The sequence below is a fragment of the Acinetobacter sp. YQ_14 genome, assembly GCF_043102985.1.
GTDB classification, from domain to species: Bacteria; Pseudomonadota; Gammaproteobacteria; order Pseudomonadales; family Moraxellaceae; genus Acinetobacter; species Acinetobacter venetianus.
The window spans coordinates 203,511-219,303 of record NZ_JBICJJ010000009.1; the positions used below are offsets into that span (position 1 = coordinate 203,511).

Genomic DNA, 15,793 nt, shown 5'->3' on the forward strand with positions numbered 1-15,793 from the left:
AAATAAATTTCTGACTTGCAGTGTAGCAAAATTAATTGCTACATTTTCATAAAATGATGGTATGGACACACTGTAAATATAAGTGGATCACATTTTTGTAATTTTTTGAATATTGGTTTGGTTTTTATACGGTTGCCACCGTTGGGGAAGGGACATTTTTGTCGCTTAAATCGCATGTGGAATAAAATAAATTTTCGTTCTGAACTATCTCCTCATTGGTGGCAAGATCCAATCTTTGTAGGAGCTGTTACGGTTGCAATGCTGCTGCATGGAGCTGTGCTTGCGATTCAGTTTGGTATGCCATCGCCGTCTGATACCTCGACTAAAGAAATTGCAGTCACCGTCCGTACAAGTCAAGACAAAGTGAAAGATGCTGATTTTCTTGCACAAGCCGATCAAAAAGGTTCGGGTGATTTCCGTGAAGCACATCGGATGTCGAGTGATATGCCTTCACCGATGCAAGCAGATGCGACTACAGGTGAGACTGAACTAGAAAGTTTGGAAAAGATACAGCAGAAACGTGAATTAAAATTTGAAGAAAAAGTTTTAATGACTGTGCTCAGTTGGCAAAAGCAGTCAGAAGAAACTGAACGTAAAAAAGCTTTGGATGATTTACAAAGCCAGTTCCAAGCAAAAGCTGCGATGGTCGCAAGTTTAGAAGCGCAGTATTTACAACGTCAGCAAAATTTTAGCCGTAAGCAACGCATTAAAACAGTGGATGGCATTCAGGCTAAACAAGATGCTTCAGCGGCTTATCTTGATAAATTCCGCCAAAAAGTAGAACTATATGGTAACCGTTATTATCCAGATGAGGCGAAACAGCAACGACTCGCTGGTGAAGTTCGCTTAATGGTGATTCTAAATGCGCAAGGTGGAATTCGAGCGATTCGCTTAATTGAAAGTTCGGGTCATTCTATTTTAGATGAAGCAGCTAAAGCTTCTGTTCGTCGTGGTGCACCGTTTGGACATTTTGATGCCAATATGAAAGACATTTCTGAATTGCGAATTATTCGTACATGGCGTTTTGATCCTGTTGATGCTGAATTTGAAGTACATTAATTTGCTTATTGGAATTTGCTATTGTGAAATTTAGAAATAAAAAGCATTAAAAATCATAAATATAATTTTTAATATTAGTTAGATTAAATTTTAATAATTAAAAAACAATGAATTATTTTTAATTTTATTAACTTGAATTGATAATAAAAATAATTATCATTTGCAATACATTTTTTGTTCAATCTTCTTTGAAATCTGTACATCCTGCTTTTTAGAATTTTTCTTGTGGGGGAGCGAGGTGTGGTGGCTTTCAAATCTTTTGACCTTGCGATAAGGATCTATTGGCATGCATAAACTTCCATCGAGACAAGTATTTAAAACACATCCACTGGTATTGGCTATGGCTGTACTTTTACCGTCAGTTGCTTACGCTGAGTCAAGTACAGAAAGTACTGCTCAGTTGCCAACTATTAAAATACAAGCGGAAAGTGAAAATTTAAAACAAGCATATACAGTAGAAAAATCGTCGACTGCATTACCTTTAAATTTGACTTTAAAAGAAATTCCTCAATCTGTTTCGGTTGTAACCCAACAACGTATGCAAGATCAAGGGCTAACAACTTTAGTTGAGGTCGCTGAAAATGTAACGGGTATTACGGTAAACCGTTATGAAACAAATCGTGGTGGTTTGTATTCGCGTGGTTTTGTTGTTGATAACTATATTATTGATGGAATACCTACAACATATTCCTTACCTTGGTCTTCTGGAGAGATTTTTTCTAGTACGGCAATTTATGATCATATTGAGGTAGTACGTGGAGCAACAGGATTAACGACTGGTGCTGGGAATCCTTCTGCTGCGATAAATATGGCTCGTAAGCGCGCTACGAGTAAAGAGCCTGCTGCAAATATCGAAGTAAGTGGAGGGAGTTGGAATAATTATCGTGTTATGGGTGATATTGCGAATAGTTTGAATGATTCGGGATCACTACGTGGGCGTGCGGTTGCACAATATGAGCAAGGTGACAGTTTTACCGATTTATTGAGTAAAGAGCGTTTAACGCTGTTACTGACAGGAGAGGCTGACTTAACTGAGTCAACTTTACTTTCAGCAGGAGTCAGTTATCAAGAGGATGACCCTCGTGGTCCAATGTGGGGAGGCTTACCTGTTTTCTTTAGTGATGGTTCGCGAACTCATTTATCGAAAAGTGCAACAACAACGCAGGATTGGACACGTTGGAATGTGAAGTACACCAATTGGTTTGCAGATTTAACTCAAAAAATTAATGACGATTGGAATTTGAAGCTTTCTTATGCTCATGGCAAAAGAGAGGCTGAGTCAAAATTATTTTATGTTTCTGGCAATCCTGACAAAACCACAGGTTTAGGTTTATCTGGTTTTGCTGGTTCGTATAAGGTGAATGTCGATCAAGACAATATCACCTTGCAAACAGATGGGGTATTTAATTTGTTTGGTCGCGATCATAAAGCTGTAGTTGGTTATCAATATTCAAATCAAGAGTTTGAAGCATTAGGTCGATCTGGTACAACTGAAGCCGTGGGCAGTATTTATGATTGGAATGCTTCGCTTCCAGAGCCTATTTGGAGTGCATGGACACCTTCAGAAAGTTATACCGTAAAGCAAAATGCGATTTTTGCAGCAACTCAACTATCTTTACTCGATCCGCTAAAGTTAATTATTGGTGGTCGTGTTACAGATTATGAGAAAGATTTAGGTTCAACTGCGAGTAAGATTAAATATGAACACGAATTTATTCCTTATGCTGGATTGATTTATGACATTAATCAGAATTACTCAGCTTATGCTAGCTATACGAGTATTTTCCAGCCGCAAGATCAAAGAGATTTCAATAATAATTATCTTGATCCGATTAAGGGGAATAGTACCGAAATCGGTTTAAAGTCATCTTGGTTTGATAATCGTTTGAATGGCTCTTTAGCTTTATTCGATATTAAACAAGATAACCTCGCACAAGCAGTAGGGCAAATACAAAGACCAAATGGGACTTTAGAAACATATTATAAGGCTGCGAAAGGTGCTGAAAGTAAAGGCTTTGAGCTAGAAGTTAGTGGACAAGTGACTCCAAACTGGAATGTAACCGCTGGTTATAGTCAATATAAAGCAACAGATGTTAATGATGCTGATATTAATACTCAACTTCCTCGTAAATTGATTCAAACTTATACTTCCTATCAACTTCCAGGAAAGTGGAGTGATCTAAGTGTTGGTGGAGGGGTAAATTGGCAAAGTGATACTTATGTGATCGCTAGTAATGCACCAGCAGGAGCAAATCCTAGAATTGAGCAAGGTTCATATGCTTTAGTTAATTTGATGGCAAAATATAAAATTAATAAAGATTTTTCCGCGCAATTGAATGTCAATAATGTATTTGATAAAGGATATTATGGTGTTTTCCCTGCGTATGGACAGATCACCCAAGGTGCACCACGTAATGCAACACTCACTTTACGTTATCAATTTTAAGATCCTGTGAAATAAAAAACGGCTTAATACAAGCCGTTTTTTATTAAATTGTGGATAAGTTTGATCTTATTCACAATTAGATTAGCTATGATAAGCACGCTCTAATTTACAGATTTCAACGCTAAAGTTTTGGTACCATTTTTCTTTTCCCAAGCGCTGTGCGATTTGATGTTCAGTATCGAGATGCCAACGTTGTATATCATTAAGTTCTTTCCAATAAGAAAGCGCGATTTCAAAACCATTTTCACTACACGCTTCAAACTTTATACAATTGTATTCATTTAAAGCTTTATCTCTTAATTTCTGAGCCATCTCTGTGTAATCAGAATCTAATTTTTTGATTTCAGCTTTGAAAATAACGATATACATAGTATTCCTACTAGATCTCATCCGCTTGGTATGGATTTGCAACACCAAGTTTCTTTAAGATTTCGATTTCTAAAGCTTCCATTTCTTCTGCATCAGCTTCACTAGTTTCATGGTCATAACCTAAGAGATGCAAAATACCGTGAACCAATAAATGGGTAAAATGATCAGTTGCTGTTTTTTGCTGTTCAATTGCTTCTTGTAAGACAACAGGAATACAAATCACTAAATCACCCAGTGGTTCAGCATCAAGCAGAGATAACATTTCCTCAGGAATATCACTTGGAAAGGATAATACATTTGTTGGTTTATCTTTTTCACGATACTGCAAGTTGAGCTCATGACTTTCAGCAAGATCAACACAAGCAATGCCGATTTCACAATCCACATCGAAACCAACATGGCGTAATGCAGTTTCGATATTTTTTTTGATTTGACCACGTTTGAGTGGCAGTTCAGATGCTTGAAAGTCCTGTTGTAGACTTAAATTGATTTTCAAAATAGATCCTTAAAATCTTCCCCCTAAAATGCGACTAAAGCATCACCATAAAAGGGGGATTGAGGAGGTTTTCTAAGAGTGTTGAGCATCAGCAGCAGAATCATTTTCTGCAACCAATGCTTCTTGTTTTGCTTTGCGTTCAGCTCGTGCTTCAGCAGACATACGTTGCTGCTCGCTATCCCAGCCTTCATAAGCTTCAACAATTTTTTGAACCAGTTGATGACGTACAACATCTCGGGAATGGAAACGTGTGATATGAATTTCATGTACGTTTTCAAGTACACGTAGCGCATGGGCTAAACCCGATTGTTGTCCGCGAGGTAAATCGACTTGTGTTACATCTCCAGTAATGACCGCACGCGAGCCAAAGCCCAATCGAGTGAGGAACATTTTCATTTGTTCTGGTGTAGTATTTTGTGCTTCATCCAGAATAACGAAAGAATGATTCAACGTACGACCACGCATATAGGCAAGAGGTGCAACCTCGATCACTTGGCGTTCAATCAGTTTTGCAACTTTTTCAAAACCAAGCATTTCGTAGAGTGCATCGTAGAGAGGACGTAAATAAGGGTCAATTTTTTGAGTTAAGTCACCCGGCAAAAAGCCAAGCTTTTCACCCGCTTCAACTGCAGGGCGTACCAGTAGAATACGTTGGATTTCATTGCGTTCTAACATATCGACAGCTGCAGCAACAGCTAGATAAGTTTTACCTGTCCCAGCAGGGCCGACGCCAAAGGAAATATCACTTTGCAAAATACGCTGGACATAGCGCTTTTGATTTGCGCCGCGTGGATTGATGCGCCCTTTGCGCGTCTGAAAGTAGACATCAATTGGCGCATCATATTCATCCATTTCTTCGCCAACCAATTCGAAGTTACGTTCAGTTTGCGAAGACTGAATCATGAGGTGCAGTAAGTCCGCACTGATTTGTGACGAAATTTCTGATTCTTGATAGAGCCGCTGCAGCAAAGCTTCGGCTCTTTCGACCGCTTCCATATCACCGTCTAGATAAAAAGCATCGCCTCGGTGAGTAATTTTGACATCTAAACGTTGTTCGATTTGTTTTAAATGCCCGTTATACGCACCGAGCATGCTTTTTAAACGTTCCATTGAAATCTCAGGGAACGTTACTGTACGTCGAATCGCTGCAGTCAAGAGAAACCCTTTTTGTTGACTTGTAAGAATACCCTTACATTACGCCACGTCAGGTTCAAGATTCAAGAGTTCTCCATAAACTAAATTTAAAGTTTTGATTTCAGTAATCTCAATCTCTGCGAAACGTCCGACCCACGCTGCATCACCGATAAACGTAACTAAACGTGTATTGTCAGCTGTACCCATTAAAACGTTCGGATCTTTATCCGATACTTTCTCAATCAGTACACGTTCGATCTTACCGAGCATCGCATCAGTTTTATCAATACTTGACTGTTTAATGACTTGTTGTACTTGAGCCAAACGGTCTTTTTTGACTTGCTCAGGCGTGGCATCTGGAAGTTCAGAAGCAGGGGTACCCGGACGCTTTGAATAAACAAAACTGTAAGAATGATCGAAATCTAAATCTTTGATGAACTGTAATGTTTCAGCAAAATGTGCATCAGTTTCACCAGGGAAACCAATAATAAAGTCACTCGATAAATGCATATCTGGGCGTACTTTGCGTAACTTGGCAATTTTATCAATATAAACATCAATAGTATGGTTACGTTTCATTGCCTGTAACACATCGTTTGAACCACTTTGTACTGGTAAATGCAAGTGAGAAACCATTTGTGGCAAATCACGGTAGCATTGAATCAAGTCATCAGAAAATTCGAGCGGGTGAGACGTGGTGTAACGCAAGCGACCAATCCCCGGAATTTCCGCAACTAAACGTAATAATTCAGGGAATGTGCAGATACCACCTTCAAAAGTTTCGCCACGATAACCATTTACGTTTTGACCAAGTAAGCTGATTTCACGAACACCTTTTTCAGCAAGACCCGCGATTTCTGCCAATACATCATCTAATGGGCGAGAAACCTCTTCACCACGAGTGTAAGGAACAACACAGAATGAACAGTATTTAGAGCAACCTTCCATGATCGAAACGAATGCTTTAAAACCTTCAACACGAGGTTCAGGTAAGAAGTCAAACTTCTCAATATCAGGGAATGAAATATCAACTAATTTGATTTTTTCTTTCTTGGGCTTTTCAACCTGTGAATGATGTTGATCTAACATTTGCGGCAAGCGGTGCAAAGTCTGTGGGCCAAAAACCATATCCACGTAAGGCGCACGTTTTTGAATGTTGTCACCTTCTTGTGATGCAACACAGCCACCGACACCGATGACTAATTCTGGATTTTGTTCTTTTAATTTACGCCAGCGACCGAGTTCACTAAACACTTTCTCTTGTGCTTTCTCACGGATCGAGCAAGTGTTCATCAATAAAATGTCGGCCTCATTAGGATTCGTGGTAAGTACGTAACCATGAGAATCGCCTAATAAATCTGCCATACGATGACTGTCATACTCATTCATCTGACACCCTTGCGTTTCAATATATAGCTTTTTCATTGAAACATCAGTGGTGTGCGTTGGCTGGGTGACAGTGTTTTCTGAGGCAGCTTGTGTAGCACTTGGAATGAATGTTTGAACCGTCATGCAGGCTCCTAAACAAGGTGGGTTGAGACAAACCGCGGATTATAGCAGTATTTTTTGATGTGCGCAGAGAATAAAAAACTGACAAAAATGGACACTTTGTGGATGAAATTACGTGAATTTTAATGAATATGAATCAGCAAGTTACATAACACAACAATTGTAAGAAGCTAGACTTATTAAACTATAATCGCAGGGCGAAATTAGGCAAATGTATTGATGAAGATGAACAAGCAACATAATTTTATAAGTAGCGTTACCCGTAAATTGAATAATAAGAAAAGCTTCCGTCGTATGTTGGCGGCGAGTGGTGTGATTGCATGTTCATCTGTTTATGCCTTGGACGAACAATTCAATGATGCTCTGCGTGCAGCAAATTCAAGCAATATGGCATTGCTCGATCAATATCAATATGAAATGCAAAATGACGTGTTGGGATATTATCCAGAATATTGGAAACTGAATAGTAATCTTGGATTTCAACCTGCTGCTTCAATTATTAGTTTTGCACAACGTTACCCTCAATCAGCAATGGCAGAAAAATTATCGGCTGATTATGTTGAGGAAAAAGTAAAACAAGCAAATTTCAGTGAAGCAAAGCCCGTATTATCTTATGTCACTAATCCTGATCAGGCGGAAAGTTGTGCCGTTGCTCAAGTCCGCGCTCAAACAGGTGATGCTTTAGTTTATGCTGAATATAAAGATGTATGGTTAGCGACTGACTCACAGCCAGAATCTTGCACAGGTTTAGGTCGAATGATGTTGTCGAGTCCGTTGATGACAGCGCAAGATCGTCAACAGCGCTTGTGGGTTTTATTGCGTGCTGGGCAGTCTGGACAAGCAATTGCAACCGCACAAACTATGAGGTTGAGTTTATCTTTAGCTCAACTCAATCAGATTCAATCCAATCCATTGGAATATATTTGGAATGCACCTAAGTCCAATGATGCTGATTATGCGTATTTGATTTTTGCATTAGGTCGTATAGCTGATAACGACTTAACCAATGCGCTTGGCAATGTGCAGCGAGCGGCACAAGATACGCCACAAGCTGTTCAAAAATATTTATATCGTACCGTTGGTTATGTTGGTGGTACGACGGTAATGAAGAATAATTTTAATCGTGAAGTGCTGAATGCATTTGATCAAAGTTATGGTTATCCATTTAGTCCTGAAGAAGCTGAGATTTACGCTCGTCAATCCATTCGTTTTGGTGCATGGGAAAGTCTGATTCGAGCGATTGATGCGATGTCAGTGACACAAAAGCAAGAAGATCGTTGGCAATATTGGTTAGCACGTGCATCTGAGCAACGTTCTGACGCAGCATCTAAGCAAGCCGCGCAACAGATTTATCGCAAACTAGCGCAAAGTGGCGATGATTATCATAACTTACTTGCCAAAGATCGTATTGGTGAGCGTTATAACCATCAGCCTTACAATGAGCAGCCTTCTGCTCAGGATGCACAGCGCTTAAATCAAAATATTCATTTTAGACGTGCGTTTGCATTAAGAGATATTAATGCGCCTGCAAGTTATACCAATCGTGAATGGAACTGGGCAGTTCGTCAGGCGTATTTGCAACATGACGATGGTCTACTATTAGCAGCAGCCAAACGCGCGCATGATATGGGGTGGTATGATCGTGCTATTTATGCTGCGGATCGTACGACATCAAAGCATAACGATACTTATCGCTACGCTACACCGCATCGTAGTAATGTGACGAGTCATAGTTACAATGCTGGTATTGATCCCGCTTGGGCGTATGGTTTAATGCGCCAAGAAAGTCGATTTGTTACTTCTGCACGTTCGCATGTAGGTGCTGGTGGTTTGATGCAAATCATGCCAAATACGGCAAAACTTGTTGCGCGTCAGATGGGTGAAACTTATAACCCTGCGGCATTAAGTGAAATGAACACCAATATCCGTTATGGAACATATTATCTTTCAATGATTCAAAGTCAGTTAAATGGCAATGCTGTACTTGCAACAGCAGGTTATAACGCTGGCCCAAATCGAGCACGCCGTTGGCAGCCTGATTTTCAAACGATGGCTGCTGATCAGTACACAGAGTCTATTCCTTTGCTTGAAACGCGTGATTACGTTAAACATGTCATGACCAATGCAACACATTATGGAGTGCTACTTGGGCAGGGGCCGCAATCCCTTGAAAAACGTATGAGCACAATTCCTGTGCGTAATACACCTTAAGGCACAAAGATGTTGAATTTAAAACAATGAAGTTTTTGTATTTGATGAAAGCGATAAACACATTCAAGTTCCAAATGCGTAGCGTGTTACAGACATTGATCTGTTATCTCGCTCTCTCATTTGGTGCGCCATTATATGCAGCCGACAATGCCGATATAGCAGGTTATGTCATGCATATTCAAATGACGCCTGCGGTTTGTTCGTTTGATTCAACAAGACAAAAACAACGTAAGTGTTTAGAAGGTTACTCACTTACGATTTCGAGTTTGCTACCTGAAGTCCCAGTAGGGCGTGAGTGTGAAACTAAAAGTTCTGCGAAACTTTCACCGCTACAAGCCAAAGTCGTGGCGCGTGTGATGCCTGATGAAAATGCTCGCGTACAGCTTTGGCAGGGGGTTGGCGGATGTGTCCCCATGAATGCAAGTCAATATTTTAGAAAAATAATTAATTTTGCTGAGCGTTTAAAAGTTCCATCAGATTTAACAAGTCCCAATACGATTGATGTTCAAAAAGAAAATCTTAGACAACAATTTACAAAATTGAATCCTTCGTTACCACCAAATGGCATTCGTTTTACTTGCCAGTCTTCACGGTTTGAATCAGTTTTAACCGAAATTCGAGTGTGTTATCAGAAGAATGGTCAGTACAAGCAATGTTCAAGTCATATTGTGACGGGTTGCCCAAATGACTTTACAATTAAAGGTAGTTACTAGGCTTTTTTAGCCCTTTATTTGTATTTTCTATCAGACTTTTGTTGAAATCCATTCTCTTTTACATGCATCTGCGTTCGCTTTAGAGTACAATCTTTGCCGTTTATGATAATTCGATTGAATAACAATATGTTTCAATCGTGCTAACGCATCTCATTGGAGAATATCACATGAAGCAACCCGTTCGTGTTGCCGTTACAGGCGCTGCTGGTCAAATTGGTTATAGCTTATTATTCCGTATCGCAAGCGGTGAAATGTTAGGTAAAGATCAACCTGTAATTTTACAATTGCTTGAAGTTCCATTTGAGAAAGCTCAACAAGCGCTTAAGGGCGTGATGATGGAACTTGATGACTGTGCTTTCCCTTTATTGGCTGGCATGATCGGGACTGATGATCCTAAAGTTGCATTTAAAGATGCTGACTATGCTTTATTGGTAGGTTCTCGTCCACGTGGTCCAGGCATGGAACGTGCTGACTTATTAAAAGTAAATGGCGAAATCTTCATTGGTCAAGGTCAAGCATTAAACGAAGTTGCTAGCCGTGACGTTAAAGTATTGGTTGTAGGTAACCCTGCAAATACAAATGCTTACATCGCGATGAAATCTGCTCCAGATCTTCCATCGAAGAACTTTACAGCAATGTTACGTCTTGACCACAACCGTGCGTTAACTCAACTTGCTCAAAAAGCGGGTGTAGCTGTTTCTGATATCGAAAACATGACTGTTTGGGGCAACCACTCTCCAACAATGTATGCTGATTATCGCTTTGCAAATGTAAATGGCGAAAGCTTGAAAGACAAAATCAACGATGCTGCTTGGAACAAAGATGTATTCCTTCCAACAGTTGGTAAGCGTGGTGCTGCGATTATCGAAGCGCGTGGTCTTTCTTCTGCTGCTTCTGCTGCAAATGCTGCAATCGACCATATGCGTGACTGGGCGCTTGGTACAAACGGCAAATGGGTAACGATGGGTATTCCTTCAGACGGTTCTTATGGTATTCCTGAAGGCGTAATGTTCGGTTTCCCTGTAACAACTGAAAACGGTGAATACAAAATCGTTCAAGGTTTAGAAATTGACGAATTTAGCCGTGAGCGTATCAACTTCACTCTTAACGAGTTAGAAGAAGAGCGTGCAGCAGTTGCTGACATGGTGAACTAATTTATCTTTTTTGATAAATTGAAAAAGCGCCCGAATTCGGGCGCTTTTTTATGTATGTGCACATAAAAACTACAAGAAAATATAGGCATACAGATGTATTGAATAACTGTTTATGTTTAGATTAATTTAATTAAAGCATGAGTTTGGAGAATAAAAAATGTTTGAGCAACAACCTACACTAGAACTTTTATTTGAACAGTTAGGTCTTGATTCTAATGAGGCGAGTATTGAAACTTTTGTCAAAGCACATCAACTTAGTGCAGATCAAAAATTACATGAAGCAGCGTTTTGGAGTGCGGGACAACGTGATTTTCTTAAAAGCCATTTAGATAAAGATGATGAATGGGCGATTGTAGTTGATGAGCTAAATCAACAACTACATTTAGATAGCACCAAATAATAATTTATAAAAAATAAAGCTCACATTAGTGAGCTTTATTTTGAATCAGGGCTTTAAACCAGTCTTCCGTCCGTACTGACTTGAAAGCAGGGTGAACCTGTAATAGTTCTAGATCATATTCAAAACATGACACATATTTCTGTAACCAATGGCGTGTCATTGCTTGTTCTTGCTTAGCTGCTGACGCATACGCAAGGAAAAAATAAATGTCTAAATGGTTATGGTGCGCCAAAGGTTTTAGGATTTGTTGCGTAATCAAAGCAAAGCGCTGTTCTTTGGTCAGCTCAAAATAGATCATATATGCTTTGGCTAGATACAACGATAAGTTTAAATATAAACTTAGCGGCATCTCGTCATATTCAATACGCGCTTGTTCTAGCAATACAATTGCTTCTTGTAAGAAGTGGAGCTGTTCCTGACGAACATGACTCAACATGACCAATTGCAAGCGCAAGTCAGCTCGCTCTAAAGCAAGTTCAGGCGTATTATTTTCTAAATACAGTTGGTCAGTTTCACCAATCCGAGCAATCACTTGTTTAGTTTCATTCGACATGTATTGATCCAAAATCATCAGTTATGCCTAACTATATAAGGCTATTTTTAGTGATTTAAAGGGTTTAAGGGTTCCAAATCGAGTTGCCACTGCGTAACCAAGCCGTAATCGATAAGCGCTGTTGTTTTGAAAGCAAGACTTCATGTAATACATCACTTTGAAAAATCGCAAGACGATTTGGCAAAGGTTGAATGATGTGCCAGTTTCCTTTTTTATCTTGTAGGCGAAGTTCACCACCCAAATTGTCTTCCCAGCTTTCATGTAAATAAAATACAGTTGAAATCATACGATCATTTTTTTGCTGTGGATTATCGCGGTGTAAAGCATAAAATTCGCCTGCGTTATAACAAGCAAAATGTGCTTCAACCTCTTTAATGCCAAGATAAAATGCTTGATTTAATGCTTGAGATAGATTGTGTAGCGTTTGGATGTGCTGCTGAGCGATAGGAAGCTGTCCATCAATCCATAAAATATGATCGCTACGAATATGACTTACAACGCCATTTTGTATGCCCGCTGCTCTAAACTCGGCAAGATGCGATATGCACTCATCAGCTAAGGCTGTGACATATTCGGGTAAATAGACATGATCAATAAAAGCAAAGCCAAACTCATTTAAATCATCTAGGACGCAATCTAAATTCCATGAGGTTGCATTTAAGGCTTGGGAGAAAGAAGTTTGTTGCATATAGCTCCTATCAAACAGCTGTTTGATTAACATTACTATTTTAGACGATCACATCAACGCTAAAGAATACTTTTTTCTTTCATGTTAAACTATCTTCTGAATTGAGGAATAATTGTCAACATGAATTACCGTCACCATTTCCATGCGGGTAACTTTGCCGATGTTATGAAGCATGTACTTTTGCTTCAACTGCTCGCTCGTTTAAATGCTAAAGATAAACCTTATCGATATATTGATACCCATGGTGGTGCAGGTAAATATGATTTATCTACGTCTCAAGCACAAAAATCAGGTGAATTTTTAACGGGTATCCATCGTTTGGTCAAGCTTGACGATTCGATTAAGCGTAATGCGCCTGATGGTGTAAAACAATATCTTAAAATAGTTGAAGATATGCGTGCAGTTTCAGGTAAAGGTGCTTATCCAGGTTCACCTTGGTTTGCACTCGAAGGTATGCGTGATATTGATAAAGCGACTATTTTTGAAATGCAGCGTGATGTGTTTCAGCAATTGTATTTTAACATTCGTGATAAACGTGCGGGTTTACACGAACGTGATGCATATGAAGGATTACTTGGTGTAATTCCTCCCAAAGAAAAACGTGGCTTAGTCATGATTGACCCGCCATATGAAATTGAACGTAAAGATTTTCCTCAGCTCGTAGAGTTGTTGCAAGCTGCTTATAAAAAATGGCCGACTGGCGTTTTTGCAGTTTGGTATCCAATTAAAGACCGTGCCATGATTGAACGTTTTGAAAAGAAAATGTTTAAAACAGGTATTCGCCGTCAGCTTATTTGTGAAATTTGCGTATGGCCAGATGATACTCCAGTTGGTTTAAATGGTTGTGGTTTACTCGTGATTAACCCACCTTGGAAATTTTCAGAAGATGCAGATCAAGCCTTACAATGGCTTTTCCCTCATTTACGCATGAGTGAAAATGGTGGTCATGCTGCTGTGCGTTGGTTGGTGGGTGAGTAACCCATCTACCTCAAGATATTCTCGAGGAATTGAAAATAATGACAAATTCTCCAAAAACAGATTCTGATTTGAATACAAAGGATCATTCTTTTGATGGAATCACATTTGAAGTAGAAGAAGAAGAGCACACGCACGAAGGGCAAAAAGTTAAACGCCGTGGTATTTATCTATGGCCGAACCTGATTACAACAGCTGCGCTTTTATCTGGTTTTTACTCAATTATTGCCAGTATGAATGGTAATTTTAATCAGGCAATTTATGCGATTTTCTTGGCTGCATTATTGGATGGTTTAGATGGTCGTGTAGCTCGTGCAATTGGTGCTCAAAGTGCATTTGGTGAGCAATATGATTCATTGTCTGATTTATTGGCATTTGGTGTTGCGCCAGCAATATTGATGTACAGCTGGAGCTTGCACGATTTAGGTCGTATCGGACTAGCTTGTAGCTTCATTTACACGGCTTGTGCTGCATTCCGTTTGGCTCGCTTTAATGTCCAAATTGGTGTTGTTGATAAGCGCTACTTTATTGGTATTGCAAGTCCACTTGCTGCAGTCACTGTGATTTCAATTGTTTGGGTTGGACGTGATTTTCCATTCATTTTTGATTTGCAAGATATTACGATTCAGATAATCAATGCTGCGATTATGGTAGGTGTTGGTTTATTAATGATTTCCAATATCAAATACTATTCATTTAAACAGATGGACCGCAAACGTGTACCTTTTGTTGTGATGTTACCAGTGGTCTTGATTTTTGCTGCAATCACGTACAACATTCCAGTAGGAATACTGACAGTTTGTATTCTCTATGTGCTTTCAGGTTTCGTAACAACACTGCTTGCCCACAAAAATGATTCTAAAATAATAAGTTAAAAAATCGGAGGTTCAGTATGCCAATATTGATGAGTAACAATCAATTAAAGCAACTGAACCTCGATAAATCAGATGCTTTAACCTTTTATCCACCTAAAGGCTTATTTAAAATCGTTTATCAGGCACTGATTCTGCCAAACCTACCTGAACCCTTTCATTATCTTAATTTCATCAGCCTTATCGGGCAGCCTCGTATTCCAATTTGTTATAACGCGAGTGCAATAACGACGACAGCAATTGATACTGCGACAGTGCTTGTTACAAGTAGTCTGTCTACGATTGGGCATCTCAAAAGTTATAGTGCCAAAGAACAATGTCAATTAGATATTGACCATTATCAGTTTCTAGATGTGGATCATATTCAAGTTGATTTTCCGAATTATTATTTTAATCGTAAAGATGATGAACTCAGTTGTCAGCTTAAAGTCACAACTTCTACCGAAATTGAAAATCATTCTGCTTTACAGTGGGGAGTAGCGGATTATTGGTATGTGAATTGTCATTGTGAGGGGGAGGTTACCTATAAAAAACAAAAGTATGAAATAAATGCTTCAGGTATTTTGAAGCATGCGAGAGCAATCTACTTACCTTTTATTGCATTTCATTTTTTTACTTATCAAATCATTCAAATTAATAATGATTTGCAAATCATTCTCTCTGAGTTGAGAAACCAATGGAACAATATTGTTTTTTCAAGAATTGAAATTCAGTCAAAAGAGAAAGAAACACGACTTTATCAAGATAAAGTGATTTTTGATGTAACTCGAGTTTATCCAAAAATACAAACACCTAATGGACGTGAAATGTATTTACCTCGCGTATTTGTCTGGCAATATCAGGAAGATGATCAAATCATTTTCCAACTTCAAGCACAGAGTAGAGGTGATTATAAATTTGGATTGGCAGCAGGGTATGTGGGAAGTTTTACTTATGAGTTGCTTCTGAATAATGAAACATATCAAGGCACGGGGTACTGTGAATATGTCGATTGTCGTCCTTTGCATTGGCAAGAAAAAGATAAAACAGATCAAATTATAGACCAAACTCCACATTTACAGCCTTTTTTGTGTAAAAAATAGACGCTCGTCACATTGTTTTTGGAAAAGGTATTGCAAGCGTTGAGGAATACTGTAGAATGCACATCCATCGGCGGTGATGCAGATAAAAACTTGTTGAGAAACAAGGATTTGGCTAGATTGGTTAGATTCTTG

General features: G+C 39.0%; 15 protein-coding genes. 9 read left to right on the forward strand and 6 right to left on the reverse strand.

Annotated elements, in window-relative coordinates; genetic code table 11:
- Positions 1–174 precede the first annotated feature (174 nt).
- Complete coding sequence (locus tag ACF8D3_RS05030) at positions 175–1,059, forward strand: energy transducer TonB (RefSeq protein WP_023013224.1); 885 nt, start codon at positions 175–177, stop codon at positions 1,057–1,059.
- Positions 1,060–1,345: 286 nt separating this feature from the next.
- Positions 1,346–3,505: a ferric-rhodotorulic acid/ferric-coprogen receptor FhuE gene (gene fhuE / locus ACF8D3_RS05035; protein WP_392470502.1), complete on the forward strand. Its 2,160-nt coding sequence runs from the start codon at positions 1,346–1,348 to the stop codon at positions 3,503–3,505.
- Positions 3,506–3,586: 81 nt separating this feature from the next.
- On the opposite strand, the gene ACF8D3_RS05040 is transcribed toward fhuE, so the two are convergent.
- The 4 genes from ACF8D3_RS05040 to miaB form a co-directional block, all read right to left on the reverse strand.
- Positions 3,587–3,874 (reverse strand): antibiotic biosynthesis monooxygenase, encoded by a 288-nt coding sequence (locus ACF8D3_RS05040; protein ID WP_061519407.1) that lies wholly within the window; start codon positions 3,872–3,874, stop codon positions 3,587–3,589.
- 10 nt (positions 3,875–3,884) lie between these two features.
- A complete protein-coding gene (ybeY, locus tag ACF8D3_RS05045; protein WP_007478879.1) occupies positions 3,885–4,370 on the reverse strand; it encodes an rRNA maturation RNase YbeY in 486 nt (161 codons plus the stop codon).
- A 72-nt stretch (positions 4,371–4,442) separates the two neighbouring features.
- Positions 4,443–5,525 (reverse strand): PhoH family protein, encoded by a 1,083-nt coding sequence (locus ACF8D3_RS05050; protein WP_004876747.1) that lies wholly within the window; start codon positions 5,523–5,525, stop codon positions 4,443–4,445.
- 39 nt (positions 5,526–5,564) lie between these two features.
- Positions 5,565–7,016: a tRNA (N6-isopentenyl adenosine(37)-C2)-methylthiotransferase MiaB gene (miaB, locus tag ACF8D3_RS05055; RefSeq protein ID WP_312100137.1), complete on the reverse strand. Its 1,452-nt coding sequence runs from the start codon at positions 7,014–7,016 to the stop codon at positions 5,565–5,567.
- Between the two features lie 291 nt (positions 7,017–7,307).
- Here miaB and ACF8D3_RS05060 point away from each other — a divergent pair, with 291 nt between their 5' ends.
- The 4 genes from ACF8D3_RS05060 to ACF8D3_RS05075 all read left to right on the forward strand — a co-directional run bounded on the left by ACF8D3_RS05060 (position 7,308) and on the right by ACF8D3_RS05075 (position 11,491).
- Positions 7,308–9,224 (forward strand): transglycosylase SLT domain-containing protein, encoded by a 1,917-nt coding sequence (locus ACF8D3_RS05060; RefSeq protein WP_392470522.1) that lies wholly within the window; start codon positions 7,308–7,310, stop codon positions 9,222–9,224.
- A gap of 26 nt (positions 9,225–9,250) precedes the next feature.
- On the forward strand, positions 9,251–9,937 hold the full coding sequence (locus tag ACF8D3_RS05065; RefSeq protein ID WP_171253977.1) for a ribonuclease I: 687 nt from the start codon (positions 9,251–9,253) through the stop codon (positions 9,935–9,937).
- A gap of 167 nt (positions 9,938–10,104) precedes the next feature.
- Complete coding sequence (locus tag ACF8D3_RS05070) at positions 10,105–11,091, forward strand: malate dehydrogenase (RefSeq protein WP_004876757.1); 987 nt, start codon at positions 10,105–10,107, stop codon at positions 11,089–11,091.
- Positions 11,092–11,248: 157 nt separating this feature from the next.
- Positions 11,249–11,491, forward strand: a complete 243-nt coding sequence (locus ACF8D3_RS05075) for a DUF2789 family protein (RefSeq protein WP_392470505.1) — start codon at positions 11,249–11,251, stop codon at positions 11,489–11,491.
- A 25-nt stretch (positions 11,492–11,516) separates the two neighbouring features.
- On the opposite strand, the gene ACF8D3_RS05080 is transcribed toward ACF8D3_RS05075, so the two are convergent.
- Both ACF8D3_RS05080 and ACF8D3_RS05085 read right to left on the reverse strand, forming a co-directional pair.
- Positions 11,517–12,044: a hypothetical protein gene (locus ACF8D3_RS05080; protein WP_061392255.1), complete on the reverse strand. Its 528-nt coding sequence runs from the start codon at positions 12,042–12,044 to the stop codon at positions 11,517–11,519.
- Positions 12,045–12,108: 64 nt separating this feature from the next.
- Positions 12,109–12,732 (reverse strand): 2OG-Fe(II) oxygenase, encoded by a 624-nt coding sequence (locus ACF8D3_RS05085; RefSeq protein WP_061392256.1) that lies wholly within the window; start codon positions 12,730–12,732, stop codon positions 12,109–12,111.
- 120 nt (positions 12,733–12,852) lie between these two features.
- On the opposite strand from ACF8D3_RS05085, the gene ACF8D3_RS05090 reads away from it, so the two are divergent.
- The 3 genes from ACF8D3_RS05090 to ACF8D3_RS05100 are packed head-to-tail and all read left to right on the forward strand — an operon-like array spanning position 12,853 to position 15,661.
- Positions 12,853–13,710 carry a 23S rRNA (adenine(2030)-N(6))-methyltransferase RlmJ gene (locus ACF8D3_RS05090; protein ID WP_019385705.1) on the forward strand — a complete coding sequence of 286 codons (858 nt, stop codon included), beginning with the start codon at positions 12,853–12,855 and terminating at the stop codon, positions 13,708–13,710.
- A gap of 38 nt (positions 13,711–13,748) precedes the next feature.
- Positions 13,749–14,582 carry a CDP-diacylglycerol--serine O-phosphatidyltransferase gene (pssA, locus tag ACF8D3_RS05095; RefSeq protein ID WP_004876769.1) on the forward strand — a complete coding sequence of 278 codons (834 nt, stop codon included), beginning with the start codon at positions 13,749–13,751 and terminating at the stop codon, positions 14,580–14,582.
- Positions 14,583–14,599: 17 nt separating this feature from the next.
- A complete protein-coding gene (locus ACF8D3_RS05100; protein ID WP_392470508.1) occupies positions 14,600–15,661 on the forward strand; it encodes a DUF6670 family protein in 1,062 nt (353 codons plus the stop codon).
- The last annotated feature ends 132 nt before the right edge of the window (positions 15,662–15,793 follow it).